Genomic DNA, 22,437 nt, shown 5'->3' on the forward strand with positions numbered 1-22,437 from the left:
ATCATGGCCACGGGCGACTACCAAAACGACACCGACATGCTCTACTACTACCAGCCCGACATGACCAACCTCGAGCCCAAACAGACCAACAAGACCGGCGACGGTCACAAGATGGTGGTGTGGGCCGGCGGCAAGATCGAGGACCTGGCGCACACCAAGATGCTCCACGACTTCGACGCGGGCCCGTCCTCGATGTGCGACATGCCGTTTTTGTCCGTGAAGAACTCCACCGGGGAGCGCTTCGTGAACGAGACGGTGGAGATGTCGCTCATGAACTGCTACCTGCGCTCGGCCGAGGACGCCGGCCACTACTGCCAGATCTTCGACAGCACCTACATGGAGGACGCCGCCGACTGGGCCGGCAAGCTCGTGGATCCCGAGGCGCTCAAGGTGTACATGCCAGAAGAGGACGTGGAGCGCGCAGGCGTGTTCGAAGGCCAGATCAACACGTACAAGGCCGACACGCTTGAGGAGCTGGCCGAGAAGCTGGAGATAGCCGATGTGGACGCGTTCGTGAAAACGGTGGAGCGCTACAACGAGCTGTGCGCCGCCGGTGCGGACGAGGACTTCGGCAAGCCCGCGCAGTACATGGTGCCGGTTGACACCCCGCCTTACTACGGCATCCACCGCCATGTGCGCATGAGCGCCATCTGCTCGGGCGTGGAGGTGAACGAGAACCACGAGTGCCTCACGCCCGAAGGCGAGGTCATCGAGGGCCTGTACGCCATCGGCAACTGCTCGGGCGGGTTCTACGGCGGCATCGACTACCCGCTCACCGTGTTCGGCCTGTCGCTTGGCCGCTGCTACACCGAAGGCTACGTGATCGGCCGCATGGTGGCGCAGAAATAGCGACGGTCCCCTCCCTGGAAACGCCCGACGCGCACGATGGCGCCGGGCGTTTCCTTGCGTTACCAGGACAGCAGCTCGCAGCCATCTTCGGTGACGACGAGCTGGACCTCCCATTGGGCGGTGTCGCTGCCGTCGGCGGTGCGCACGGTCCAGCCGTTGGGGTCGCTCATGTCAATCTCCTGGGCGCCGGCGTTCACCATGGGTTCGATGGTGAACACAAGCCCGGGCACGAGCACCATGCCCGTGCCGGCCTGGGCCACATGGCTCACGAACGGGTCCTCGTGGAAGTCGAAGCCGATGCCGTGGCCGCCGAACTCGCGCACCACGGTGAACCCGCACGCGCGCGCATGGGCGTTCACCGCCGCACCCACATCGCCGAGGAAGCCCCACGGCTTCACGGCGGCGATGCCGGCCTCCATGGCGCGCTTCGTCTCCTCCACGAGGCGCCGGCGCTCCGGCGACACCTCGCCGATGCAGAACATGCGCGAGGAATCCGAGTAGTAGCCCTCCAAGATGGTGGAGCAGTCAACGTTGACGATGTCGCCCTCGCGCAGCACGTCGGCCTCGGAGGGGATGCCGTGGCACACGACCTCGTTCACGGACGTGCACACGCTTTTGGGATAGCCCTCGTAGCCGAGGTCGGCCGGAATGCCGCCGTGCTCCACGGTGTAGTCGTGCACCCAGCGGTCCACCTGCTCGGTGGTCACGCCCGGCCCGATGCGCTCGGCCACGTAATCGAGCACGCCGATGTTGATGGCGGCGCTGCGCTTGATGCCCTCGATGTCGTCCGGCATTTTGAGCAACGCGCGCTCGGGCACCTCGAAGCCCTGGTCGTGAAGGCTCTGCAGGCGCTCGTCGAAGTCAAGGTGGCACTTCTTGTACTTCTTGCCGCTGCCGCACCAGCATGCGTCGTTGCGGCCGGGGTTGGTCTGTCCGTCGTACATGGGGTTCTTCCTTTCGCTCGCGAGGTATTGTAGCGCCTCGCGCGCCGTTGCGGAGCGCTCGCAAAGCGGAAGACAGGCCGAACCCGGAAAAATCGCAGAGCGGAACGGGGCAGCGAGAAAGCTGGCTGATGCGAAGCGGGCGGGCGCGGCTTTCAACGATGCAATCGGCGCGGTCTGCGGCAACGCGCCGTTCAAGCGTTATGCGTCCCCCAACTGGCGAAGGCGTCTTCCAAAGTCGTGCTCCCGGCCGGCGAAGATGCGCGAAATTTTCCTCAGATGGTCAAAATCTCCTTTAGTCGGGGGATTTTTCGCAGGTTTTTGGCGTCTGAAAATTTCCGACCTGGGCTTTTGTTGCCGCATAAGGCATCGCTTCTCGCAAATTCCCCCGACTTCTCCGGTTTTTGACCATCTGAGGAAAATTTCGCGCATATGCGACGCATGCGAGGACCACAAGGAGTCATCGTCGGCACCGGTCCGGAACGTTCGCGCTTGCAGGAAAAACCCAGATCCCCAAGCGCGATGCCTGACCGAACGCAAACCCAACCCAAGAAAACGCAGCCGGAAACCCGGCCGCGCCGCCACGTCGCGCCGCCGGAAACGTCAGTCCTGCCGCTTGGCGCAGCCGACGCCCAAAGCGCCGGGGCCGGTGTGGCAGGCGATGCTGAGCGGCAGCCGGTCCACGAACACCTCGCGCACGCCGAACGCTTCGCGCATCTCCTCGGCTGCGGCCTGCGCGTCGGCTGCGCGGTCGGTGTGGGCCACGTAGAGGTGCACGTTTTCCACGCCGCCGAAGCGCTCCTCCACATCGCGCGCGAGCGCCTTGAGCATGGCGCGTTTGGCCGCTTTGAACGACTTCGCCACAGAGAACGCGTCCAGCTTGTCGCCCTGAATCTGCAGCACCGGCTTGATTTTGAGCAGCGAGCCGATGGAGGCCGCAGCCGGCGTGATGCGGCCTCCCTTGCGAAGATGCTCCAGCGTGTCCACCATGATGTAGATGCTGGCCTCCAGCTTCGTGCTCTCAAGGCGCGCCCGTATCTCCGCCGCTCCCATGCCCCGGCGCGCCCAACGCAAAGCGTCGAGCGCCGACTCGCGCTGCGTGACCGAGATGCGCTGGTTGTCCGCCACATGCACGCGCCCGCCGAAGTGCTCGTGGTCGGCAAGGGACCGTGCCGTCTCGCACGAACCGGAAAGCCCGCTTGACATGGGGATATAGACCACCTCGTCATAGCGCTCCAGCAATTCGTGCCAACGCCGGCCCAGATCGACGATGGACGGCTGAGACGTGGCGATGTCGGCCCCGGCGCGCTGCCGCTCGTAGAAGCGCGTAGCATCCAGGTTCACGCCCTCGAAGCACTCCTCGCCGTCCACCACGAAAGGCATCGACACCACGAACAGCCCCAGCTGCTCGGCCTCCTCGGCCGTAACACCGCTGTTCGTATCCGTCATGATCGCGACGCTTTGGCTCATGGACGCATGCCTTTCCCGCGCGGCCTACCCGCGCACCTCGGCGCCGGTGGCGGCGCACACTTTCTTCACCAGGCGCTCGTGAGCCTTGTCCGCCTCCTCGCCCGCAAGGGTGCGGTCGGGCGCGCGGTAGGTGAGCGCGAAGGCCATCGACTTCTTGCCCGCGCCCACGCGCTCCTCGTCGCGGTAGACGTCGAACAAACGCGCCTCCTCCAGCAGCTTTCCGCCGGCAGACGTCATGCACTGCACAAGCTTTTCGCAGGTCACAGTCTCATCCACCACGAAAGCCACGTCCATGGACACCGCCGGGAACGTGGGCACGTCGCGGTAGTCGCGCGCCGGGCGCGCGGCCTTCGCAAGCGCCTCCGCGTCCAGCTCGAAGGCCACCACCGGCGCCTGCGCATGATAAGCGTCAACGGCCAGCGGATGCACCTCGCCCACCCAGCCAAGCTCGACGCCGCCGGAAAGCACCGCGGCCGCGCGGCCCGGTTGCAGGTGAGGGGCCTCGTCGGCGGAAAGCGCCTTGAAGCGCAGCTTGGGCAGCGCCAGCTCGCGCGCAAGGTTCTCCACCACGCCCTTGCCGTCGAAGAAGTCGAACGCGGCGGGAGCGTCGTTCCACCCGGTATCGCGCATGGCGCCGGCCAGCGCGCCGGCCACCTTGCGGCGCTCCTTGGGCTGCTTCTTCCCCTCGTGGGCGTAGAACACGATGCCCGTCTCGTAGAGCTGCACGTTTCTCACGCCGCGGCTTTGGTTGTAGGCGACGCTGCGCAAAAGGCCGGGGATGATGCTCTGGCGCATGACGGACTGGTCGGCGTTGAGCGGGTTGATGAGCTCAACCGGATCGCCCAGGCCCTCGTGCGGCATGCGCAGGCGGTCAAGATCGCCCGGCTCGGCGAAGGAGTAGGTCATCGTTTCGTTGAGGCCGCTTGCGCGCAGGGCGTCGTTCACCGTGTCCATCACGCGCTCAGCGAGCGTGCGGGTGCCCACGCGCTCGCGCCCGCCGGGCAGCGTGGCCGGGATGCGGTCCATGCCCCACAGGCGCAGCACCTCCTCGTACAGGTCGATCTCGCGCTCGAGATCCGGACGGAAGGTGGGCGCCGTCACCGCGAGCGCGCCGGCGGCGGCGCCCTCGGCCACCGCGCAGCCCAGGCGGCGCAGCGCGTCCTCCACGAAGTCGCGCGGAATGTCCGCGCCCATCATGGCGCAGAAACGCGGGGTGCGGAAAACCAGCTCGGCAGCCTGGGATCGCCGCGGCCACTCGTCCACGATGCCCGCGTCGTTGTCCGCGGCGCAGCTCACCGTGCCGCCGGACACCTCCGCGATGAGCGCCGCTGCGGCGGCCGAGCGCACGTCCATGCCATGGTCGTCCACGCCGCGCTCGTAGCGCATGGAGCTTTCCGAGATGAGGCCGAGGTTGCGGCTCGTACGGCTCGTGCGGCCCGCTTCGAACGCGGCGGCCTCCAGAAGGATGTCCACCGTCTTGTCCGTGACCTCGGTGTCCAGCCCGCCCATGACGCCCGCAAGCGCCACCGCGCCGCGCTCGGGCGTGGAGATGACGGTCATGTCGGAGGTGAGCGTGCGCTCCGCCCCGTCGAGCGTGGTCAGCTTCTCGCCGTCTTTCGCCGCACGGATCACCACATCCGCACGCCCCTCGCTGTTTTTGAGCGTGTCCAGGTCGAAGGCGTGCAGCGGCTGTCCGAGCAGGAACAGGACGTAGTTGGTCACGTCCACGATGTTGTTGATGGAGCGCTGCCCGATGGCGGCCAGCCGCTCGACCATCCAGTCGGGGCTCGGCCCCACCTTGCAGCCGCGAATGACGCGCGCGGTGTAGCGCGGGCAGCGCTGCGGGTCCTCGATGGTCACGCTCACGGCCGCATCGACCGGCGTCGCGTCCGCATCAAGCTGCAGCTTGGCCGCCATCTCGGGCAGCGGATCGCGCCAATCGCGCCGATACATCGCGCCCACCTCGCGTGCGAAGCCCACGACGGAGAGGCAATCGGGACGGTTCGGCGTGATCTCCAGGTCGAGCACCGTATCCGACAGCTTCAGGTAGTCGGCGATGGGCGCGCCCACGGGAGCGTCCTTAGGCAGGATCCAGATGCCCTCGTGGTCGGCCCCCATGCCCAGCTCCCGGCGCGAGCAGCACATGCCGCAGCTCACCACGCCTCGCAGCTTGGATTTCTTGATCTTGAAGTCGCCGGGCAGCACCGCGCCCACCGTGGCCACCGGCACGCGCAAGCCGGCCGCGATGTTCGGCGCGCCGCACACGATCTGCACCGGCTCGCCCGCGCCCACGTCCACCGTCACCACGTGCATATGGTCGCTGTCGGGATGCGGCTCGCACGTCTTCACGTGCCCGACCACCACGCCGTCAAGCGAAGCGCCCGTCCGCTCCACGCCTTCCACGCCTGTGCCCGTCAAATCCAGCCGGTCGCAAAACGCCTTCGTGTCCGACGGCACGTCCACGTACTCCGAAAGCCATTTGAGAGATACTTTCATGTTCGTTCTTCCTTCTTCTAAAGACCCTACTGGTCCAACAAAGTCAGTGAGGCCGCTTGGGGTGCCCCAAATCGTGGGGAAGGCGAAGGGGAAACGTACTTTGGTACGCATCGAACAGCCCTGTGGGCTGTTCGATCCCTCGCCATGCGCCCGAGCGGGCGCGCCCTGCTCGGCGAAGCCTAGGCAGGGCATTTCGGCTTCGCCGCGAGGCGGGGTGCGCCAAGCGGCCGCAGCGTCGACGCGTTCCGTCGGCCGTCAGGCCGACGGAGCCTTGACGAGCGTCTGGGCATTGTCGAACATCCCACCCCACGGCTCAGAACTGCCGCAAGAAGCGCATGTCGCCTTCCAAAAGCATGCGCAGGTCGGGCACGTTGTACTTCAGGCAGGCGATGCGCTCCACCCCCATGCCGAACGCGAACCCGGAGTACTCCTCCGGGTCGATGCCGGACATGGCCAGCACGTTGGGATCCACCATGCCGCAGCCGAGGATCTCCAGCCAGCCCGTGTTCTTGCACATGCGGCAGCCCTCGCCGTGGCAGATGCCGCAGCTCACGTCCACCTCGGCCGACGGCTCCGTGAACGGGAAGAAGTGCGCGCGGAAGCGCGTCTTGCGCTCTGGGCCGAACACCTGCTTGCACAGGTAGTCCATCGTGCCCTTGAGGTCGCCGAAGGTGATGCCTTTGCCCACCACCAGGCCCTCGATCTGATGGAACTGCGGCAGATGGGACGGGTCGGCCACGTCGCGGCGGTACACCTTGCCCGGGGCGATCACGTAGATGGGCAGCTCGCGGTCCTCCATCGCATGCACCTGCACGCCGGAGGTTTGGGTGCGCAGCAGCACGTCGGACTCGCCGCGCACGTTGCACTCGTCGCCCGAGCGGTCCACCACGTAGAACGTGTCGGCCAAGCTGCGGCTCGGATGGTCGGCGGGGGCGTTTAGGGCCTCGAAGTTGTAGTAGCACGTCTCCACCTCAGGACCTTCGGCCACCGAGTAGCCCAAGCCCAAGAAGATCTCGCTCACCTCGTCGATGATGCCGTTGATGAGGTGGCGCGTGCCCATCTGCTGCGCGCGGCCCGGCAGCGTCACGTCCACGGCCGCCGCGTCGATGGCCGCGGCCAGCTCCTCGGCCGCCAGCGCCTCCTTGCGAGCCGCCAGCGCCTCCTCCACCGCAACGCGCACCTCGTTCACGGCCTTGCCCACCTGGGCGCGCTCCTCCTTGGGCACCTGCCCCATGCTGCGCAGGTAGCCCGTGAGCGTGCCGGACTTGCCGAGCACGGCCACGCGCACCTGATCGAGCGCGGCGGTGTCGGCCGCCTGGCCGATGGATGCCAGCGTCTGCTCGCGCAGCGCCTCCACTTCCTCTGCGATCGCCATGTGTCCCTCTTCCCTTTCCGTCTTTCCGCGCAGCGGGCCTGCGCCTCGCCGCAAACAAAAAGAGCCTTCTCTCGTCCCTGCTTGGCGGGGCATGGCCCCGAATCCAAGGACGAGAGAAGGCTCTCGCGGTACCACCTCGGTTGACGGCTGCGCCCGCGCGACCGAAGCCGCTTGCACGGCCGCCGATCGCGCAGCCCTGCGGCCGCCCGCTCGTTTTCGCCCTGTGACGGGAGCACCCGGCGCGGCCTACTGGACGTCCGCGCTCGCGCGCCCCGCGTTCAGCCCCGCTGCTCGGAAGGGAATCGTCGCGCGTGCCGTCCGGGCCCTTTCAGCCGGCGAAGCCCGTCTCTGGAGGCGGCAACCGTGCGCGACGCCGTCTTCGTCGTCGCATGTGGGGAAGCAGTATAGCGCATTCCGACTTCGCGCGCGCGATTTTCGCAGAGGATTCACGGGCAAGCATGCGAGCAGCGATGGCCGCGATGGCCGCGCAACGCGGAAAAGCGCTGCGGAAAAGGACAGCGTCGGGGCAGGGGTGCAGAACCGAGGGGGGACCGGTTCGGACAGCGAACCCGCTCCGAAGTGGCACGGATCGCGTCTTGTGTATAGGTTCCAACGGCCGACCGTGCGGACTCGAAATCGTTTTCCCAGGTCGGCATTTTCACCGAGAACCATCCAGACCGCTTTCGGGCTTTTTCGGCCCGAAAATCCATGCACAAGACGCGATCCGTGCCACTTCGGCCCAGCCTCTCTGTTAAACCGGGGCTGACGTAGGCCGGGTCGGCTCTTTGACGGACCGCGCGATTCTATCGACCTGGGATTTTTCCGGGCACGGAGGGAGCGGAGGACGGGAAGGCGGCCCCGCGCGTGCCATAGGGCGCGGTTTGCGACCAACTTGCGGGCGGCCCCGCCGAGCCGCCTCCGGCGAGGTCCGCGTCAACGCCGGCCTAACAGAAAAGGCCCAGCCGGCAAGGCCGCGCCAACGGCGAGCAGCGCGGACGCGCCGATGCGACGATGCGACGTCACAGGAAGCGGTAGCTCACGGTGCGCAGACCCCAGTCGGTACAGGAGGAGAAGCCGAAGGCCTTCCACACGCCGGGCTGCAGGTCGAGAGAGCGGCTGCCGCCGCCCATGTAGCCGCAGTCGTTCACCGTGGCGAACACCGTCATGCCGTTGTAGGAGATCTCGACAGTCCGTCCGTAATAGCGCCAGTAGCCCGGCCAGGACATGGGCACGGCCACGCCCATCGAATTGTCGTCGCACACCGCGCCGGTGGCCGTGACGCCGGGGTTGGGCGTGTAGGGATCGGTGGAGCCGCCGTAGGCCGAGGCCACGCCCGTCTGCCAGCCGGCTTCGGCGCCGCCTGTCGAACCGCCGCCCGCCACGCCGCCCGACAAGCCGCCGCCGTCCGATCCCGAGCCGCCGCCCGCGCCCGCACCGCCGCCCGCGCCCGAACCCGCATCGGGAACGACGGGGGCCGGATCGGGCGCGACCGGCGTTCCCTCGGGAACCACCTCGACCCTCTCAACCGTGTTCGCTCCCTCAACCTCAACCGGCTCGCCCGCCGCGCCGGAGGCGGCCATCGCCTCGGCCTGAGCTTGCAGCGCGGCCACGCGGGCAGCCTGGTCCCCCTGGGCCTGGGAAAGCCGCGACGACGCGTCTGCGGCCACCCGCTCCGCCTCGGCCTTCCGCACCTCCAGGTCGGCCAATTTCGCATCCTGCGCGTCTTTGCGGGCGTTCAAATCGTCTGCCAGGCTCTGGAAGCGCTCACTGCGCTCCTGCTGGACGGCGATCCTCTCGGTCTGATAATCGGCGATGCTCTGCAGGTAGGAGAGGTTGCGCAGCAGCTCGGAGAAATCGCTTGCCCCAAGCACCAGCTCCAAAAGCGACTGCGCGGTGCCGCCATCGCGGTACTCGGCCGCCGCCGCACGGCCCAGGGCCTCGCGGCCTTCGATGACCTCCTGCTGCGCTTCGAGCACTTGGTCCGCCGCTTCGTCTATCTGCGCCTGGAGCCGCTCCACCTCTTGACCTATCTCCTGGCACTCCGAAACCAGCTGGGACATGCGGGACTCGGCCCTGTCCAGCGCGGACGCGGCGTCGTCGACCGCGCGCTGGGCGGCGTCGGCCCCTTCGTCGGCATGGGCCGCGCCGGGAAGCGCGCCGGCGAGGGAAACCGAGAGCACCAAGGCGAGGACGCGGATCGCAAAGCGCGCGGGAAGGTCTTTTCGCGTCGTCATGCGCCCTCCCCCTCTTCGCGGACGTCGGGCGAAAGGAGGTCGTCGTGCACGCCGCCGAGCGCGGAGGCAAGATCGGCGATCAGATACCCGTCCTCGGTGAGGTAGTCGCTGTCGTAGTCCGCGTCGGACATGATGGCCGCCACGTACACGCCGCCGTCGGACAGGATCACGCCCGCGTCGTTGAGCGCCCCGATGTCGCCCCAGTACGAGTCTATCTCGAAGCCCGGCTTGGAAAGCACGGCGCCCCGGTCCCCGAGGGCCGCGCGCAGAAACGACGAGTCGGTCTGGGACAGCAGGTCCGCGTACCACGACGAAAGCCCCTGCCCTTCGGCTAGGTAGAAGCCGACGTTGATCCACAGCTTCGCCAGGTCAAGCGCGCTGTAATGCGGATACCACTCGCCCTCCCAGGCACCGGCGTCCACGCCCGCCGACGCGCACCACGCCTCGAACCCGCCGTCGTCGAAGCGCTCGCGCAGAAGGGCGTAGCCGGTGTTGTCGGAATGGACGATGGCGTTGGACAGAACGTCGCGCAGCGCGTACACGCTCGTGTCGTCGAAGGCCATGACGCCCGTCCCCTCCATGACCAGGTCCTCGAACATCTCGTCGTCAAGCGATGCGCCCCCGCCGTCCACCTCGCTTTGCACCACGTAGGCTGCAAACGGCGCCTTGACGGTGCTGGCCGAGAAGAACCCCTGGTCGGCGTTGTAGCTCACGCCGCGCTGCGTGGCCAGGTCGTACACGACGAAACCCACGTCGTACCCCGCCGCCGCATACGCCTCCAGCGCCTGGAAGACGGCGGGGGCCTCGTCGGGCTCCAGCGTGCGGCTGATGCCCGTCACGGAATCGAACAAAACGACGCCCTCTGCAAAGGATGCGGCATCGAGGGCGGCAAGGGCGGTATCGGCCACAACGCGCGGGTCGGGCCGTTCGGCGTCCGCACCCGAATCGGCAGCTTGGGCGGCGCCAGGGTTCTCGGCGACTTCGGCGTCCTCTGCGATTTCGGCTCCGGCCGCTTCGTCGACCTCAAAGGAACCGGCCGCTGCGGAAGAGCGCTCGGCGGAAGGCGTCGGCTCCTCGACCTTGGGCGCAAGGGCGTTGGCCGCGCCCACGCCCGCGAACACCGCCGCAGATGCGACGACGACGGCCGCGACGGCCTTGAACCAGTCCGGCCTCTGCTTGAACCGTGCCCAGAGGGGCGCAAGTCCCTTCACGACGCGCCTTCCCGGCGCATGCGCGCCATCCGATATCGTTGCTTGGGGGCGTTTTCGCCCGAAGGGCAGTATTCCCCATCGGCCGCAAAGCGGCAAGTGCGCGCAGGGCAATCCACATAGGAGGGCCACGGGATGCGCACGAGGACACACGTGAAGCCTCGAGCGTCCGACTCGGCGCATCTCCAAAATCACCCTGAAAATGCCCCCGATAGAGATGCGCCCGCGCTAAGCAAGATGCACTATAATGGCCGACGGGCGGGGACGTACCCATGCCCCGTCCGTCCCACACCGCGCATACCGTGCGCCGACGTCAAGGAGGACCCTCATGGCTGCCGCGTTCGACTTCAAGAAAGAGTATCGCGACTTCTACGCGCCGAAGGCGAAGCCGGCGCTCATCGACGTGGAGCCGATGACGTTTCTTGCTGTGGCGGGCGCGGGCGACCCGAACGAGGAGGGCGGCGCGTACGCCCAGGCGCTCGAAGCGCTCTACGCCCTCTCGTACACCATCAAGATGGCGAAGATGGGCAGCTGGCAGCCGGAGGGCTACTTCGACTACGTGGTGCCGCCGCTTGAGGGGCTGTGGTGGGGCGGCGGATTCGACGGCTCGCGCATCGCGGACAAAGGCGCGCTTCGCTGGGTGTCGCTCATCCGCCAGCCGGACTTCGTCACGCCGGACGTGCTCGCATGGGCCGCCGGGCAAGCGGCCGCGAAGAAGCCGGGGGCCGATGTGGGCCGCGTGCGCCTCGTGCGGTTCGCCGAAGGGTCGTGCGCCCAGGTCATGCACAAAGGACCGTACGACGACGAACCCGCCACCGTCGCCGCCTTGGAGGCGTTCGTCACCGCGTCGGGATGCGAAAGCGACATCGCCGATCCCGCAAGCGACGAGGCGCTGCTTACCGCCCTTGACGCGCAGGACGCGGTGCCCGCTGTGCGCCTGCACCACGAGATCTACCTGGGCGATCCCCGCCGCACAAAGCCAGAAAACCTCCGCACCGTGGTGCGCCACCCCGTTCGCCGCGCGTAGAGCGCGCAGGAACGCATGGGGTGGCGGCTAGTTTGGCGCAAAGCCCCCGACGAACCGGGTGCAAGGGTTCGCCCTTTGGTGTTCAATATGGAACACGGTCACGCGACGACGATCGTCGTCTTTCGCATAATAGAGGGTGAACGGCGTATCAGGCACCGCGATGAACCGGCACGGAAACGGCGGGCGGGCGGCATCGTAATAGGGGTCGTACCTGCGGCCGATGCCAGGAAACGACGCGAGCACATGGCGGTACTCGTCAATCTTGTCGTACACGCGCTCGCTCTCGATCTCCGTCATCATGAAATCTGCCACAGAGCGCGTGTAGACAACCTCATACCCGTCCACTCACAACCAACCTTTGGCGCGGCGAATCTCACGATCCGCTTCTGCCGCGTCCACCACGTTGCCGTCAAGAACCTCCTCATACCCTTTCATCAAGCCGCGGTACGTGCGAAGCTCCTGTTCAAGCAGCTCGTTGCGAAACGACATAGCCTCATCGAACGCCGACGCGTCCATGACCACCACGCACGCCGCCCCGTTGCGCGTCAGGTACAGCGGCTCACGCGTATCCGCCAACTCCTCAATGAGCGCATTCTGGCTCCGATTGAACTCGGAGAGCGATTTAATGGCGGGCATCGGCAACTCCTTTCATAAAATTAACGGCATATTTGCAGTGAATTATCGTTCCATGCAGGCCACCCGTCAAGTTCCGTGCGCACAAGAAACTACCACGCGCACTCCATGAGACGCCCCAAACCCGCCATTCAGCTCGCACTATAATGATTCTTATGTAAATTTGCATAACATACGTGTAGAGAATCACTGAGTCGCGCTACAATAGTCTCCCCCTACGAAACGAGGTGTCGCATGCCGGTTGTCATGCCCATCAGCGAATTGCAAAGGAACTTCAAAGAGGTCGTCAGCAAATGCGAACGCAGCAGCGAGCCCATCTACCTGACGCGCAACGGATCGGCTTCGGTGGTCGTCATGGATGCCGAGGCATTTGATCGGGAGATGGCTATCCATGAGAGGGTTCGCGACCGCGAGATCCGTGTACAGAAATCCATCATGCGCGGGTACGAGGACTACCTCGCGGGCCGCTTCGTTCCTCTCGACCAGGCTCTGGACGAGGCAGATAGAGCTAGGGAGGCGCGGTAGTGAACGCAAGGGAGGTAGTCGTTACCGACGAGGCACGATTACAGCTCGCCAACATTCCATCGGATAAGGATTACGCCGATGTGAAAAGGATGCTCGGGGTTCTCGGAATCATCTGCTCGGCAGGCTCGATTTACGATCCTGCCTACGAGGCGGCCAGACCTCCCGTGGAATGCCGAGTTGTCTATGCGGGCCACTACGGCATCTACTACTCAATCGGACAGGATCTCGACTCCCCCGTTGTTGTTTTCTCGATTGAAGACCAGAGACGCGACCCATCGACTCGATTCGGATTCAACTGACGCTGATGCGCAGGATGGCAATTCGCTGAAATAGGTTGCTTTTGACTCTGATTGCCGCCCGTCCTCTAAGCCCGGTCGGTTTCCGCTCCGGAGCTGTTGGCGCAAACATCGCCTTTCCTTTTGCCCGAAAAACTCGCAATCCACCTCCAGTGAACGACCACGTGCACGAGCAGTAGCGCCAAAAGCACTTTCGCTGAAATAGCATGGAGGGGGTCCCAGAAGAAGTAGCCTGGGGCGTAAAGCCCTGCGAACGGAAGCACCGCTCCCGATATGCAGAGGCCCGATACCATAACCGTTGCGAACGCAACAAGAATAAGCGCGTCGAGCGCGAAATTGCCGCGCGCGCCCCACGAGGCGCTTTTGAGCCCGGAAGCCACCGAGAAGATCCAGTCGCCGTGGACCACGCAATGGATGAAGAACGCCAGCAGCACCCCGAACCCCAGCCACTCGTGCGCACCGATGCCGGTTAAAGCAGGATTGGCCACCACCAGATACACCACCAGGGCGCCTATATCTATCGCGAGGTTTTTCTTCCTGTCCATGATGCCCTCCTAAAGCTTCCTCGCCAGCAGCACAAGCCCGACCACCAGCGCCACCGGGGCGAGGATCCACAGGTTGAGGCTGGCGTCGCTTGCCTGGTGGTAGCGCGTGGTGAGCGAATCCCATGCGTGGCATGCGACATCGGCGCACGACGCCTCGGGGCAGGTCATCTCGTGCGCGCCATCGGGTTCGGGCACGTTGTCGAACCCATGGCATTCCCCGCTCGCGCATCCGGAGGCCGGACAGGGGGAATCGACCTTGATAGGCTGCGGCAGCCCCGTCGAAGGGTCGGCGAGCAGCCCCGCGCCGAACGCAGCAGCTCCCGTCAGGACAAACGCCAGCAACACTACGATGACCTTGCGCATGACCGCACCTTTCCGCGCTTCCGCGTGGCCGCACCTTCTGCACTCCTGTACTTCTGCACTTCTACGCACGCCGCACGTCTCTGCCCGCTGACAGAAAAAGGGCGCTCGACTACACCGAACGCCCTTTACGAAACCGCCTAGCGCGAACCCTCGACCGGCTTGAGCGGCAGGTACTTGAACCCGAGGCACAACAGAAGCGCACCCAAGCCCACAATACCCAGCGCCACGCCGAACTCCAGCGCCGTTGGCCAGTACACCATGCCTTGATAGGCGTTCGCCAACGTGCCGGACGCGTCCGTGACCGCATGCTGCGTCAGCGCGCCCGCATAATCAAGGTTCGGCAGCTGGAAACCGCCCACCAGAAGCTGCACGCGCTTGCAGAAGATGCCCGCAATGGCCAAAAGCGACGCCGCCACGATGAACCCGCTCGTACGCAACCGGGGCGTGAAGCACACTACCGCCGCAAGCGCGCAGCCGACGACCTCCGTCCAGAAGAAGGGTGCTAGCGGACCGGTGACAAGCATGGCCGCAACCTCGGCCCCCTCCCCGCCGGGAAACGCGCTCGTCAAAAGGTCGCAGCCAAAAAAGTACAGGTCAATGCACACAAACGCGCCGAGCATCTTGGCCATTTTGACCACGTTTTCCTGGTCAAGCTGCATGTAGCCCGCACGACGCAACGCAATCACCACCACCAAAACCAGCGCCACGCCGCACACGAGGGCCGAGCTCACAAACCACGGGGCCAAAAGCGCGGTGTGCCAAAACTCGTGCGACTGCTGCAACCCAAAGATCCACGCCGTCACCGAGTGCACGAGCACCGCGCACACCAGCGCGATGACGCTGATCACGCGCAGCGCCGTCGCCGACACCTTGCCCGCCTCAGCCCGCAGCGTGGCCCACAAATACACGATCGACAGAATGAGGTAGGTGGACAGCACAATGATGTCCCACATGAGCGGGCTGCTCAAATTGGAGTACGCGAACAGCTCCCACAGACGCACCGGCTGGCCCAGGTCCACCACCACAAAGCCAATGGCAAGCACCGTGCAGCAGATGCTTGTCCACACGGCCACTTTGGAGATGCCACCGAAGCCCTTCATGCCGAAGGCCTTGGGCACCGAGCTGATGATGAGGCCGCCTGCAGACAAACCCACGAAGAACATGAAGCTGGTGATGTACAAGCCCCACGAATCCAGGTTGCGCATGCCAGTCTGCATCATGCCGCCGGCAAGCTGCATGCCCCAAAGAGCGATGCCCGCCACGGTGACCGCAGCCGCCACCGCAATGGCGACATTGAGTCCCCTACCTCCGAATTTGGCAGCAGAAGCCTTAGACGGCGATGCCGCCCTCGTGTTTTCAGTCATAATTTCCTCCTTGAGAACCTAGACGAGGTAGTAGACGGAGGGGTCCGTGCCCATCTCGGGAAGGATCCGCATATGCTCGCGAGTGCGAACGAGCTGCGACACCTCGGAGTCGGGATCGTCGAAATCCCCCCAGAACCGCGCTCGAGCGGGACACACTGCCACACAAGCAGGCTTTTCACCCCGCGTAACCTTCTGATCGCACATTGTGCACTTTTCGACCACATGCTTTTGATGCGGACGGGCATCTGCGTCGCCGACGGGGAAATCAACCGAGTAAGCTGGCTCTTCCCAGTTGAATGACCGAACGCCTGTGTACGGGCATGCCGCCATGCACATGCGGCATCCTATGCACTTGTCGTAATCTTGATGAACGATCCCCGTCCCCTCGTCTTTGTATGTAGCACCGACGGGACACACCTTCGTACAGGCAGGATCTCCGCAATGTTGGCACGCAAGCGTGAGAAACGAAATCTCGTTGTTCGGGAACTGGCCGGCAGCGGTGTCTATCCAGTCACCCCCTACGGTCAGCACCCGGTTCCACCATATGCTGTTCGGCACGTTGTTGGAATTTCTGCATGCAACGGCGCACGTATGACAACCAATGCACCGAGAAGTGTCCACAACCATTCCGTATCGCATGATGCCCCCTAACCTATCTTCTCGATCTCGACCAGACCATCGAACCAGCATCCGCTCGGGAACCGTTTGTGGGAAGCAACAGAGGACAGGTCGTTGTAGTGCCCTTCGATGAACTGCTCGTCTTGCCATCCGTGATCCATGACAACAACGCCAGGCCGTGTTCCCGCGCTCACGACCGCCTTGCACACCACATACCCTCGATCATTGTGAATGCGAACCACATCACCCGTCGACACTCCCCTATCAGAGGCATCCTGAGAGCTCATTTTCACGTAGGGTTCCGGATCGAGTTCAAGCAGTTCGGGAACGTACGTGAACTGAGTATGCACCTTGAACTTCGCACGCTCGGTCGTGAACACGAGAGGATATGTCTTGAACAGTTCGTTCTCATACCAAGCCTCGCGAGGCGGCTCCCAATACGGCAACGCCTCTCTCGCTTGGTCCCACTCCCCGCCCAGATCGGGTTGAGGTTTCACATTCTCGATATAGAACTGGGCCTTGCCGGTGGTGGTTTTGAACCCGTTCTGCCCATGAACGTAGTATCCGTCGGGAAACGCCTTGACCATCTTCTCCCGCTTGACACGCTCCCACGTGAGACCGTAAGTTTTCGCTGTAGCGTTTTCGAAGGCGGCAGTGCAGAAGTCGTTCAAACTCATGCCGAACTCGTCTTTGAAACCCATACCTTGCCCCAACAGATTGATGATGTCGAAGTCGCTTTTGCATTCATAAGGAGGCTCCACCGCCGCTTCGTTCACACGTATGTAGGTGTTGCCTCCTTGGAATGACTCTACTTCGAAGTAATGGGGAACGGGAAGCACTATATCAGCGTATTTGGCGCTCTCGGTCATATACACATCGGCCAAAACGATGAACTCCACCTTCTCGAACGCTCTCAACCACGCTTGTCGTTCGGGCTGGTTGCCCAAAGGATTATGCACCCACAGGTAAAGGCTCTTGACGTCCATCTCCTGATCGCCATACAAACCGGTTTCCATGAGTTCGGGGAAGTACGGAGAATAGATGGTGAACATCCCCTTTGCGTCGGCAGGCGTGGTGATTGCCGCGACGTTTGACCCGACCGCTCCCAAGCTGCCGATCGAGGCCCCCGAGATGCCCGTTCCCGGCTTCTGGATATTCCCCGACACCATGGCGAGCGCGCAAATATTCGCATAGAACGTTATGCCATTGACGTAATGATCAGGCCCGTATCCAGTCATGATGGTTGTCGGACCGTCGGCGTACCGAAGGGCGAGCTCCCGTATTTTCTCTTCGGAAATGCCGCAACGCTCCACGATATCGGAGATGTCCCACTCTTTGATTCGGTCGAGAAGAAGGCTGTACGCCGTGGTCGCGCTCACGCCATCGACCTCAAAGGTCCCCTCGAGCATCGGCGAAGAGGCTTGATTGAGCGGAACCGCCCCTTCAAGAGAGTCCATCACCAAAATGTCGCCCGAAGACGCCCCTTTCTCACTTTGCTCAGAAACCACGCGCAAATACTTTCCATCTTCTCCGACCAAATACGGAGCGCAGGTAGCGGAAACAAGCGTCTCGAAGTCGACCAAGCCCTCGTCTACGATGATCTGCATCATGGCGATGGCGAGCAGGCCGTCGCTTCCCGGCCTCACGGACACGTACTCGTCGGCCTTGCCGGCTACCGTGGTGAAATTCGGATCTATCACCACAGTGTGCGCTCCCGCTTCCATGGCATCTTTCAGCCAATGCCAACGCACTCCGGCCGACTCCGTGATGTTCGTACCCCAGATGAAAATGTTGTTCGCATTGCGCAAGTCACGCCAATCGTTACCTAGGAAACAAAGGTCGTTGCCCATCATCGCGCCAATCGTGAACATGGCGTTATTGTCATAACCGTTGTTCATGAAGCATGCGCCCATGTAGTTGATGAGCCTATTGGCGTATCCCGTGCCGCTTGCATCGGCACGTAGGTTTCCGCTTCCGGGGAAAAACACGATGCTTCTATCCCCGAACTCCTTTTGGTACCCTTTCCATTTTTCGCAGATCTCGTCGATGGCTTCATCCCATGAGATGCGCTCCCATTCGCCCGACCCGCGCTCTCCCACGCGGCGCATGGGGTACTTCAACCGGCGAGGATCGTATATCCTCTGGATATGGGCAAGACCGCGCTGGCACACTTGCTCGAGATCGGGATCAGGATACGGCTGCGGCGTGATGTCGACCGCCTTGCCGTCCCGCACATGCACCTGCATGGCGCAGGAGCCACCACAGTTACCTGTGCATACGCAAGTGCATACCCTCTCCTCCGATCCCTCGCTTTCCGCTTGAGCCGATGCGACACCGGTCAGCGTCGAAGCCGTGGTCCCCGCAATCATCGCCGTCGCTGCTGTCGCTCCTGTCGTTTTGAGAAAACTCCTGCGGGTAAACGCAGCTTGAGAACCGTTCGTTCCCATCGTTTCTCCTCCTTCGGATTCCGTCGGTACGACTCCGACCCTCCCCGATGTCTGGCGCGACGCGCCGTGCACGTTAGAGAAATCAGAGACGCCCCTCGTCTCGCTCTGAAGGAATTGGCCAAATCCCCTTGACCGTACAATATCAAGTTGTCCTAGGATATTCAACACTTATCCTAGGACAACTTTACAAGAAATTATTCTATTTTTAGAATATATTAGGCGGCCCTAGTGTCGGAAATCGGACAGATGTTGAGGGACGCGCCAGACAGCGCCCCGGTTGCGCATCGGCCCTCGCGCCGCACCAGCCCTGCGTCACTTCCCCAGGATCTTCCCCACGTCATCGGGGAACACATCGCCGAAGCCCTCCGCGAAGGAGCTTGGCACCACCACGGTGCCGCCGGTGTCGCGAACGCTTTCGTACATCAGGTGCATGCGCCGGATGGCCAGGGCGCTGTCGTTGTCGTCGTAGGCCTCCCCCACTTCCTTCGCCATCTCGGAGATGGACTGCTCGGCCTCCATGAGGATGATGCGAGCCTTCTTGCGCTGCTCGGCCTGGGCTTCAAGCGACATGGCTTCCTGCAGGGCCTCGGGCACCACGATGTCGCGAATCTCCACCGACAGCACGGTGATGCCCCACTCCGACGTTTTCTCATCCAGCACCTGGGTAAGCTCTTTGTCCAGCTGGTTGCGCCGGATGGTGATCTCGGCCACGCTTGAGCGGCCGATGGCGTCGCGCAGAGCCGTCTGCGCCGCCAGCTGCACGGCCAGGCTGTAGTTGCTGATCTCCATGCACGCTTTTTCGGCGTCCCACACCATCCAGTACAGCACGGCGTCCACATCGAGCGGGATGAGGTCGGCCGTAAGCGTTTCCTTGGCGCCGAACGGCACGGGCCGCGTGCGCATGTCCACGCTGAGCGAGCAGTACTCCACAATGGGCAGCGTGAACACAAGCCCTGGGCCCGACACGCGGTTGAACCGGCCGAAGCGCAGCACCACGATCCGCTCCCACTGCTGCGCGATATGCACGGTGGACACCGCCAGCCACCCCACCACCAAAGCCACTGCCACGCTCACCGTGTCGAACGCGCCGACCGCAAGCCACCACAGGCCCAGCACCAGCCCGAACGCAACCGCGAAAAGCGCAATCGAGAACACGAGCGCACCCGCCTTCGAAGCCACTTGATCGGTCTCGAGCACCTGCGTTTCCGCAACCACGCCATGACAGCTTCGCTTTGCCGCAAGCTCTTCCTCGCCGCCTGCGCGCTTTCCCCTTCTATCAGCTCTTGCCACCGCTTCTGTCCCTTTCCATCTCGCGCATCTTCTTCTTGATGCGCTTGCTCACGTCGTCGAATGACAGCCCCATGGCCAAACACGCGTCAACGCAATCCTCTATGAGCACATCGACCGATTCGAATTTCTCGCTCTTTTCGGCCTCCACCTCGCGCACGATGGCCCCCCGACCGGGCTTCGAGTCAATGTAGCCCTCATCCACCAGGCTGATGTAGGCTTTGTTGACCGTGTTGAAGTTGATGGATATGTCGGCCGCCAAACCGCGCACGGTGGGCAGCTTCTCGCCGGGCTTGAAGTATCCGGTCGTGATCAGATAGACCATGCGGTTGCGCAGCTGCAGCCAAATGGGCAGGTCGCTTTCTTTGTCGACCTCGAACCATGTCACATCGCCCTGCTTCACCTTGCTTTGCCGCGCTCCCTCTTCGAAACGTCCGATCACTGCCCTATTGTATCCCAAGCGCTGGCATCACGGATGCCGCGATGTCCACCGCCATGCCCGCTTCCACGATGCACCAGCGCAAAAAGAAGCCGCCCGCAAGCACCAGCACCGCCGCCGCGACAACGGCGCGTTCGGAGACTTTGCGGGCGAGCGCCTCGCACGCAAACGGAACGACCAGACCAAGCAGCACCACCAGGCCGAGGAAGGGCGCGGACAAATCGCCCTGCACCAGGCGCTCTGCCGATGCCTGCGCAGTGCCGCCCTTCAGGAAGGCCGCACCCACGAACAGGGCAAGCAGGATAACCTCGCACACAATGACAACTGCGTCGGCTGCGCGCAAACGGTTTGCCGCAGACGCAAACCGCTCGCTGGAACCGGTCAGGAAAACAACGCACACCAACAACGCAATGCCCGACGAAAGAGCCGATGTCACGAACAGGACCGGCAGCAGAGGGGTGTTCCACAGCGGCACTGACGGCATGCCGGAAAGGAACAACCCCGTGTACGTCATAACCGAGAAGGCCGCAAGAGCGAGCAGAACGCGGGTGGCAAGCGCAAGCGGCTCAGGCAGGCCGGTACGCCCAAAAGCCCAGAGGGCCGCAGGCGCAGCAGCAAGCACCATAAGCGCAATCAGCAAAAACACGCCCACCGATATAAAAGAAAGCGTCGGTTGAAAGACGAGCGAGAGCGCCCGCTCGCCACGGCCGAGGTCAAGCAGCAAACAGAGCGCGCCGACCGCAACGGCAGCAAGGCCCGCCACGTAAGCAGGGGCAAAAAACGAACGGTACGGCCCTTTCGGGATGCGGCGCCCGCCGTTGGCAGCAATCGCATGCGGTGAGAGGCATTCGAGCACGGCGGCAACAAGCAGGCACCCCGCGCCCGCCCCGCCCAAAAACAGATACCACACCGTCAAATCTTCCAGCATGCCACGCCCTCTTCGCCCGCAACCCCTTGTCCCACACGCCGCCCCACGCAACGTCACCGCCATTCTAGGCGATGCAACCGAAATGGCAAAGAAGGGAATCCAAAGGAAACTCCATCATAAAGAATGCCAGAGCACCCCTCGGCACTTGAAAGTCCTCCCATTGAAGAACTGATTGCGTTAAATCTCCCTCGCAAAACAGAAAGCTACCCATCCAGCTTGTATTGCTCCAGCGAGGTCGCGCTCATGCGGCTTCATAGAGCAGCACCTCATCTTTTTCGATACGTTTGCGAAATGCGGGGAGCATGCGCTCGGGAGGGTTTGTCACAATCTCCACCCTGCGACCCAACTCAACTTCAAGGCGTTCGACCATGTCGTGCAAAAGTCCGAAAGTAATGCTGGAGCCACAGACCAATCGCAGATCAACGTCGCTCGACTCATCGCTTTCCCCGCGCGCAAATGAGCCGAACAGGTACGCTTTTTCAACATCGTAGTCAACCAGCACCCGCTCAACAATCTTCGCTATGTCCTGTGCGGTAAGTTGCATAACTAAAGTATACCACCACGGCACAATTTGAAGCACGCACGATACCTCACAGACCAATCGCAGATCAACGTCAATATAGAAGAAGGCCGCCGGGAACCCAGCGGCCTTCTTTGCCAGCTAACAGAGCTGTCCAACTTCCTGCGCGGGCGCTGCCAAGCTGCACCTAGCGCGTTTCAGCCAGAAGCTCATCGGCAATTGCCCGCCTTGCATACTCGCTCACACTGATGCCCTGCTGCTTCGCTTTGCGATTAATGGCTGCTTTCATTCCAATAGGAATTTTCAGAGTTAGAACGGTCGTTTTTTCGATTGAGCGCTGCGGCTTGCCATGAACGACATCGCCAACCGTGTGTTCGCCTTCCGGAAATTCGCCGCGCTCGTACGCATCACACCAGCGGTCAATCATAGCCTCTGTGATTTCTTGTCCATTTGCTGCTATATATCCACTCGCTTTGCTCATCTCGCTCTCCTTTCCGTGCGCTCAATCTCGTCTTTGAATTTTTTCTCGGCCGGTGCTTTTGCGTGAATTATGAGCCACCCGAACATCGTCTCAACGTATATCAGCTCAACGTCGGTGCCGTTGTTCAACCAGCCTACCGAAAGCCAACGGGGCGGTTCATCATCACTTTCCCGCCTGATGCTTTTCACCACCGAATTCCATGCTTGCAAGACCTCGTCTCTGCTGAGGTGCTTGAGAGCGTTGGGGTGAATCTCCGGCTCGTCCATTTGCCACCTCCTTGGTATTACCAAATGCATAATACCACTACTGTATGCCATTTTCGAGCCACATCTCTCAGTCCTCACACCCAAGCCTCCGTGCAACTGAGGCGCTTCTGGGTGCAGGTGGGAAC

Annotated in this window: 23 protein-coding genes; 4 read left to right on the forward strand and 19 right to left on the reverse strand. The window is 63.1% G+C overall.

Annotation, left to right across the window (positions count from 1 at the left end; translation table 11 throughout):
* The coding region (locus ACWKY3_RS05685) for an FAD-binding protein (RefSeq protein ID WP_449315457.1) at positions 1 to 849 on the forward strand (849 nt) is incomplete at its 5' end.
* 59 nt (positions 850 to 908) lie between these two features.
* On the opposite strand, the gene ACWKY3_RS05690 is transcribed toward ACWKY3_RS05685, so the two are convergent.
* The 6 genes from ACWKY3_RS05690 to ACWKY3_RS05715 all read right to left on the reverse strand — a co-directional run bounded on the left by ACWKY3_RS05690 (position 909) and on the right by ACWKY3_RS05715 (position 10,576).
* Positions 909 to 1,793, reverse strand: coding sequence for a methionyl aminopeptidase (locus ACWKY3_RS05690; RefSeq protein ID WP_449315458.1), 885 nt, complete (start codon positions 1,791 to 1,793; stop codon positions 909 to 911).
* 600 nt (positions 1,794 to 2,393) lie between these two features.
* The gene (locus tag ACWKY3_RS05695) at positions 2,394 to 3,260 is read right to left on the reverse strand and encodes a DegV family protein (protein WP_449315459.1); all 867 of its coding nucleotides are present in this window, start codon (positions 3,258 to 3,260) and stop codon (positions 2,394 to 2,396) included.
* Positions 3,261 to 3,284: 24 nt separating this feature from the next.
* Complete coding sequence (gene pheT / locus ACWKY3_RS05700; RefSeq protein WP_449315460.1) at positions 3,285 to 5,756, reverse strand: phenylalanine--tRNA ligase subunit beta; 2,472 nt, start codon at positions 5,754 to 5,756, stop codon at positions 3,285 to 3,287.
* A gap of 313 nt (positions 5,757 to 6,069) precedes the next feature.
* Positions 6,070 to 7,131: a phenylalanine--tRNA ligase subunit alpha gene (gene pheS, locus ACWKY3_RS05705; RefSeq protein ID WP_449315461.1), complete on the reverse strand. Its 1,062-nt coding sequence runs from the start codon at positions 7,129 to 7,131 to the stop codon at positions 6,070 to 6,072.
* 1,019 nt (positions 7,132 to 8,150) lie between these two features.
* Positions 8,151 to 9,365: a coiled-coil domain-containing protein gene (locus ACWKY3_RS05710; protein WP_449315462.1), complete on the reverse strand. Its 1,215-nt coding sequence runs from the start codon at positions 9,363 to 9,365 to the stop codon at positions 8,151 to 8,153.
* Positions 9,362 to 10,576, reverse strand: a complete 1,215-nt coding sequence (locus tag ACWKY3_RS05715; protein ID WP_449315463.1) for a serine hydrolase — start codon at positions 10,574 to 10,576, stop codon at positions 9,362 to 9,364. Before ACWKY3_RS05715 ends, ACWKY3_RS05710 begins: the two co-directional genes overlap by 4 nt.
* A gap of 325 nt (positions 10,577 to 10,901) precedes the next feature.
* On the opposite strand from ACWKY3_RS05715, the gene ACWKY3_RS05720 reads away from it, so the two are divergent.
* Positions 10,902 to 11,600, forward strand: coding sequence for a GyrI-like domain-containing protein (locus ACWKY3_RS05720; protein ID WP_449315464.1), 699 nt, complete (start codon positions 10,902 to 10,904; stop codon positions 11,598 to 11,600).
* 27 nt (positions 11,601 to 11,627) lie between these two features.
* Here the strand turns inward: ACWKY3_RS05720 and ACWKY3_RS05725 are convergent, their stop codons facing one another.
* Both ACWKY3_RS05725 and ACWKY3_RS05730 read right to left on the reverse strand, forming a co-directional pair.
* Entirely contained in the window at positions 11,628 to 11,945 is a 318-nt protein-coding gene (locus ACWKY3_RS05725; protein WP_449315465.1) for a hypothetical protein, read from the reverse strand.
* Positions 11,946 to 12,236, reverse strand: a complete 291-nt coding sequence (locus ACWKY3_RS05730; protein ID WP_449315466.1) for a type II toxin-antitoxin system Phd/YefM family antitoxin — start codon at positions 12,234 to 12,236, stop codon at positions 11,946 to 11,948. It lies immediately after the preceding gene.
* 231 nt (positions 12,237 to 12,467) lie between these two features.
* Here ACWKY3_RS05730 and ACWKY3_RS05735 point away from each other — a divergent pair, with 231 nt between their 5' ends.
* A complete protein-coding gene (locus ACWKY3_RS05735; protein WP_449315467.1) occupies positions 12,468 to 12,758 on the forward strand; it encodes a type II toxin-antitoxin system Phd/YefM family antitoxin in 291 nt (96 codons plus the stop codon).
* Positions 12,758 to 13,057 carry a hypothetical protein gene (locus ACWKY3_RS05740; protein WP_449315468.1) on the forward strand — a complete coding sequence of 100 codons (300 nt, stop codon included), beginning with the start codon at positions 12,758 to 12,760 and terminating at the stop codon, positions 13,055 to 13,057. The genes ACWKY3_RS05735 and ACWKY3_RS05740 overlap by 1 nt, the downstream gene beginning before the upstream one ends.
* A gap of 65 nt (positions 13,058 to 13,122) precedes the next feature.
* On the opposite strand, the gene ACWKY3_RS05745 is transcribed toward ACWKY3_RS05740, so the two are convergent.
* From ACWKY3_RS05745 to ACWKY3_RS05795, 11 genes are all read right to left on the reverse strand, one after another.
* Positions 13,123 to 13,599, reverse strand: coding sequence for a DUF4405 domain-containing protein (locus ACWKY3_RS05745; RefSeq protein ID WP_449315469.1), 477 nt, complete (start codon positions 13,597 to 13,599; stop codon positions 13,123 to 13,125).
* A 9-nt stretch (positions 13,600 to 13,608) separates the two neighbouring features.
* On the reverse strand, positions 13,609 to 13,962 hold the full coding sequence (locus tag ACWKY3_RS05750) for a hypothetical protein (RefSeq protein WP_449315470.1): 354 nt from the start codon (positions 13,960 to 13,962) through the stop codon (positions 13,609 to 13,611).
* A gap of 137 nt (positions 13,963 to 14,099) precedes the next feature.
* Positions 14,100 to 15,326 (reverse strand): NrfD/PsrC family molybdoenzyme membrane anchor subunit, encoded by a 1,227-nt coding sequence (gene nrfD, locus ACWKY3_RS05755; RefSeq protein WP_449315471.1) that lies wholly within the window; start codon positions 15,324 to 15,326, stop codon positions 14,100 to 14,102.
* A gap of 18 nt (positions 15,327 to 15,344) precedes the next feature.
* The gene (locus ACWKY3_RS05760) at positions 15,345 to 15,968 is read right to left on the reverse strand and encodes a 4Fe-4S dicluster domain-containing protein (protein ID WP_449315489.1); all 624 of its coding nucleotides are present in this window, start codon (positions 15,966 to 15,968) and stop codon (positions 15,345 to 15,347) included.
* 5 nt (positions 15,969 to 15,973) lie between these two features.
* Positions 15,974 to 18,391 (reverse strand): molybdopterin-containing oxidoreductase family protein, encoded by a 2,418-nt coding sequence (locus tag ACWKY3_RS05765; RefSeq protein WP_449315472.1) that lies wholly within the window; start codon positions 18,389 to 18,391, stop codon positions 15,974 to 15,976.
* 312 nt (positions 18,392 to 18,703) lie between these two features.
* A complete protein-coding gene (locus ACWKY3_RS05770; protein ID WP_449315473.1) occupies positions 18,704 to 19,681 on the reverse strand; it encodes a slipin family protein in 978 nt (325 codons plus the stop codon).
* The gene (locus ACWKY3_RS05775; RefSeq protein WP_449315474.1) at positions 19,668 to 20,120 is read right to left on the reverse strand and encodes a GntR family transcriptional regulator; all 453 of its coding nucleotides are present in this window, start codon (positions 20,118 to 20,120) and stop codon (positions 19,668 to 19,670) included. Before ACWKY3_RS05775 ends, ACWKY3_RS05770 begins: the two co-directional genes overlap by 14 nt.
* A 4-nt stretch (positions 20,121 to 20,124) precedes the next feature.
* Positions 20,125 to 21,045, reverse strand: a complete 921-nt coding sequence (gene nrfD / locus ACWKY3_RS05780) for an NrfD/PsrC family molybdoenzyme membrane anchor subunit (protein ID WP_449315475.1) — start codon at positions 21,043 to 21,045, stop codon at positions 20,125 to 20,127.
* Positions 21,046 to 21,286: 241 nt separating this feature from the next.
* A complete protein-coding gene (locus ACWKY3_RS05785) occupies positions 21,287 to 21,625 on the reverse strand; it encodes a nucleotidyltransferase family protein (protein ID WP_449315476.1) in 339 nt (112 codons plus the stop codon).
* A gap of 127 nt (positions 21,626 to 21,752) precedes the next feature.
* Positions 21,753 to 22,046, reverse strand: coding sequence for a hypothetical protein (locus tag ACWKY3_RS05790; protein ID WP_449315477.1), 294 nt, complete (start codon positions 22,044 to 22,046; stop codon positions 21,753 to 21,755).
* The gene (locus ACWKY3_RS05795; RefSeq protein WP_449315478.1) at positions 22,043 to 22,312 is read right to left on the reverse strand and encodes a hypothetical protein; all 270 of its coding nucleotides are present in this window, start codon (positions 22,310 to 22,312) and stop codon (positions 22,043 to 22,045) included. Before ACWKY3_RS05795 ends, ACWKY3_RS05790 begins: the two co-directional genes overlap by 4 nt.
* Positions 22,313 to 22,437 lie beyond the last annotated feature (125 nt).

Source organism: Rubneribacter sp., from assembly GCF_965361815.1.

What these genes read in the sequence shown, in the direction of transcription:
- ACWKY3_RS05750 (WP_449315470.1), bottom strand. Translation starts at nt 13,962, where the DNA reads ATGCGCAAGGTCATCGTAGTGTTGCTGGCGTTTGTCCTGACGGGAGCT.
- pheT (WP_449315460.1), bottom strand. Translation starts at nt 5,756, where the DNA reads ATGAAAGTATCTCTCAAATGGCTTTCGGAGTACGTGGACGTGCCGTCG.
- ACWKY3_RS05730 (WP_449315466.1), bottom strand. Translation starts at nt 12,236, where the DNA reads ATGCCCGCCATTAAATCGCTCTCCGAGTTCAATCGGAGCCAGAATGCG.
- pheS (WP_449315461.1), bottom strand. Translation starts at nt 7,131, where the DNA reads ATGGCGATCGCAGAGGAAGTGGAGGCGCTGCGCGAGCAGACGCTGGCA.
- ACWKY3_RS05795 (WP_449315478.1), bottom strand. Translation starts at nt 22,312, where the DNA reads ATGGACGAGCCGGAGATTCACCCCAACGCTCTCAAGCACCTCAGCAGA.
- ACWKY3_RS05690 (WP_449315458.1), bottom strand. Translation starts at nt 1,793, where the DNA reads ATGTACGACGGACAGACCAACCCCGGCCGCAACGACGCATGCTGGTGC.
- ACWKY3_RS05720 (WP_449315464.1), top strand. Translation starts at nt 10,902, where the DNA reads ATGGCTGCCGCGTTCGACTTCAAGAAAGAGTATCGCGACTTCTACGCG.
- ACWKY3_RS05710 (WP_449315462.1), bottom strand. Translation starts at nt 9,365, where the DNA reads ATGACGACGCGAAAAGACCTTCCCGCGCGCTTTGCGATCCGCGTCCTC.
- ACWKY3_RS05695 (WP_449315459.1), bottom strand. Translation starts at nt 3,260, where the DNA reads ATGAGCCAAAGCGTCGCGATCATGACGGATACGAACAGCGGTGTTACG.
- ACWKY3_RS05735 (WP_449315467.1), top strand. Translation starts at nt 12,468, where the DNA reads ATGCCGGTTGTCATGCCCATCAGCGAATTGCAAAGGAACTTCAAAGAG.
- nrfD (WP_449315475.1), bottom strand. Translation starts at nt 21,045, where the DNA reads ATGCTGGAAGATTTGACGGTGTGGTATCTGTTTTTGGGCGGGGCGGGC.
- ACWKY3_RS05745 (WP_449315469.1), bottom strand. Translation starts at nt 13,599, where the DNA reads ATGGACAGGAAGAAAAACCTCGCGATAGATATAGGCGCCCTGGTGGTG.
- nrfD (WP_449315471.1), bottom strand. Translation starts at nt 15,326, where the DNA reads ATGACTGAAAACACGAGGGCGGCATCGCCGTCTAAGGCTTCTGCTGCC.
- ACWKY3_RS05765 (WP_449315472.1), bottom strand. Translation starts at nt 18,391, where the DNA reads ATGGGAACGAACGGTTCTCAAGCTGCGTTTACCCGCAGGAGTTTTCTC.
- ACWKY3_RS05790 (WP_449315477.1), bottom strand. Translation starts at nt 22,046, where the DNA reads ATGAGCAAAGCGAGTGGATATATAGCAGCAAATGGACAAGAAATCACA.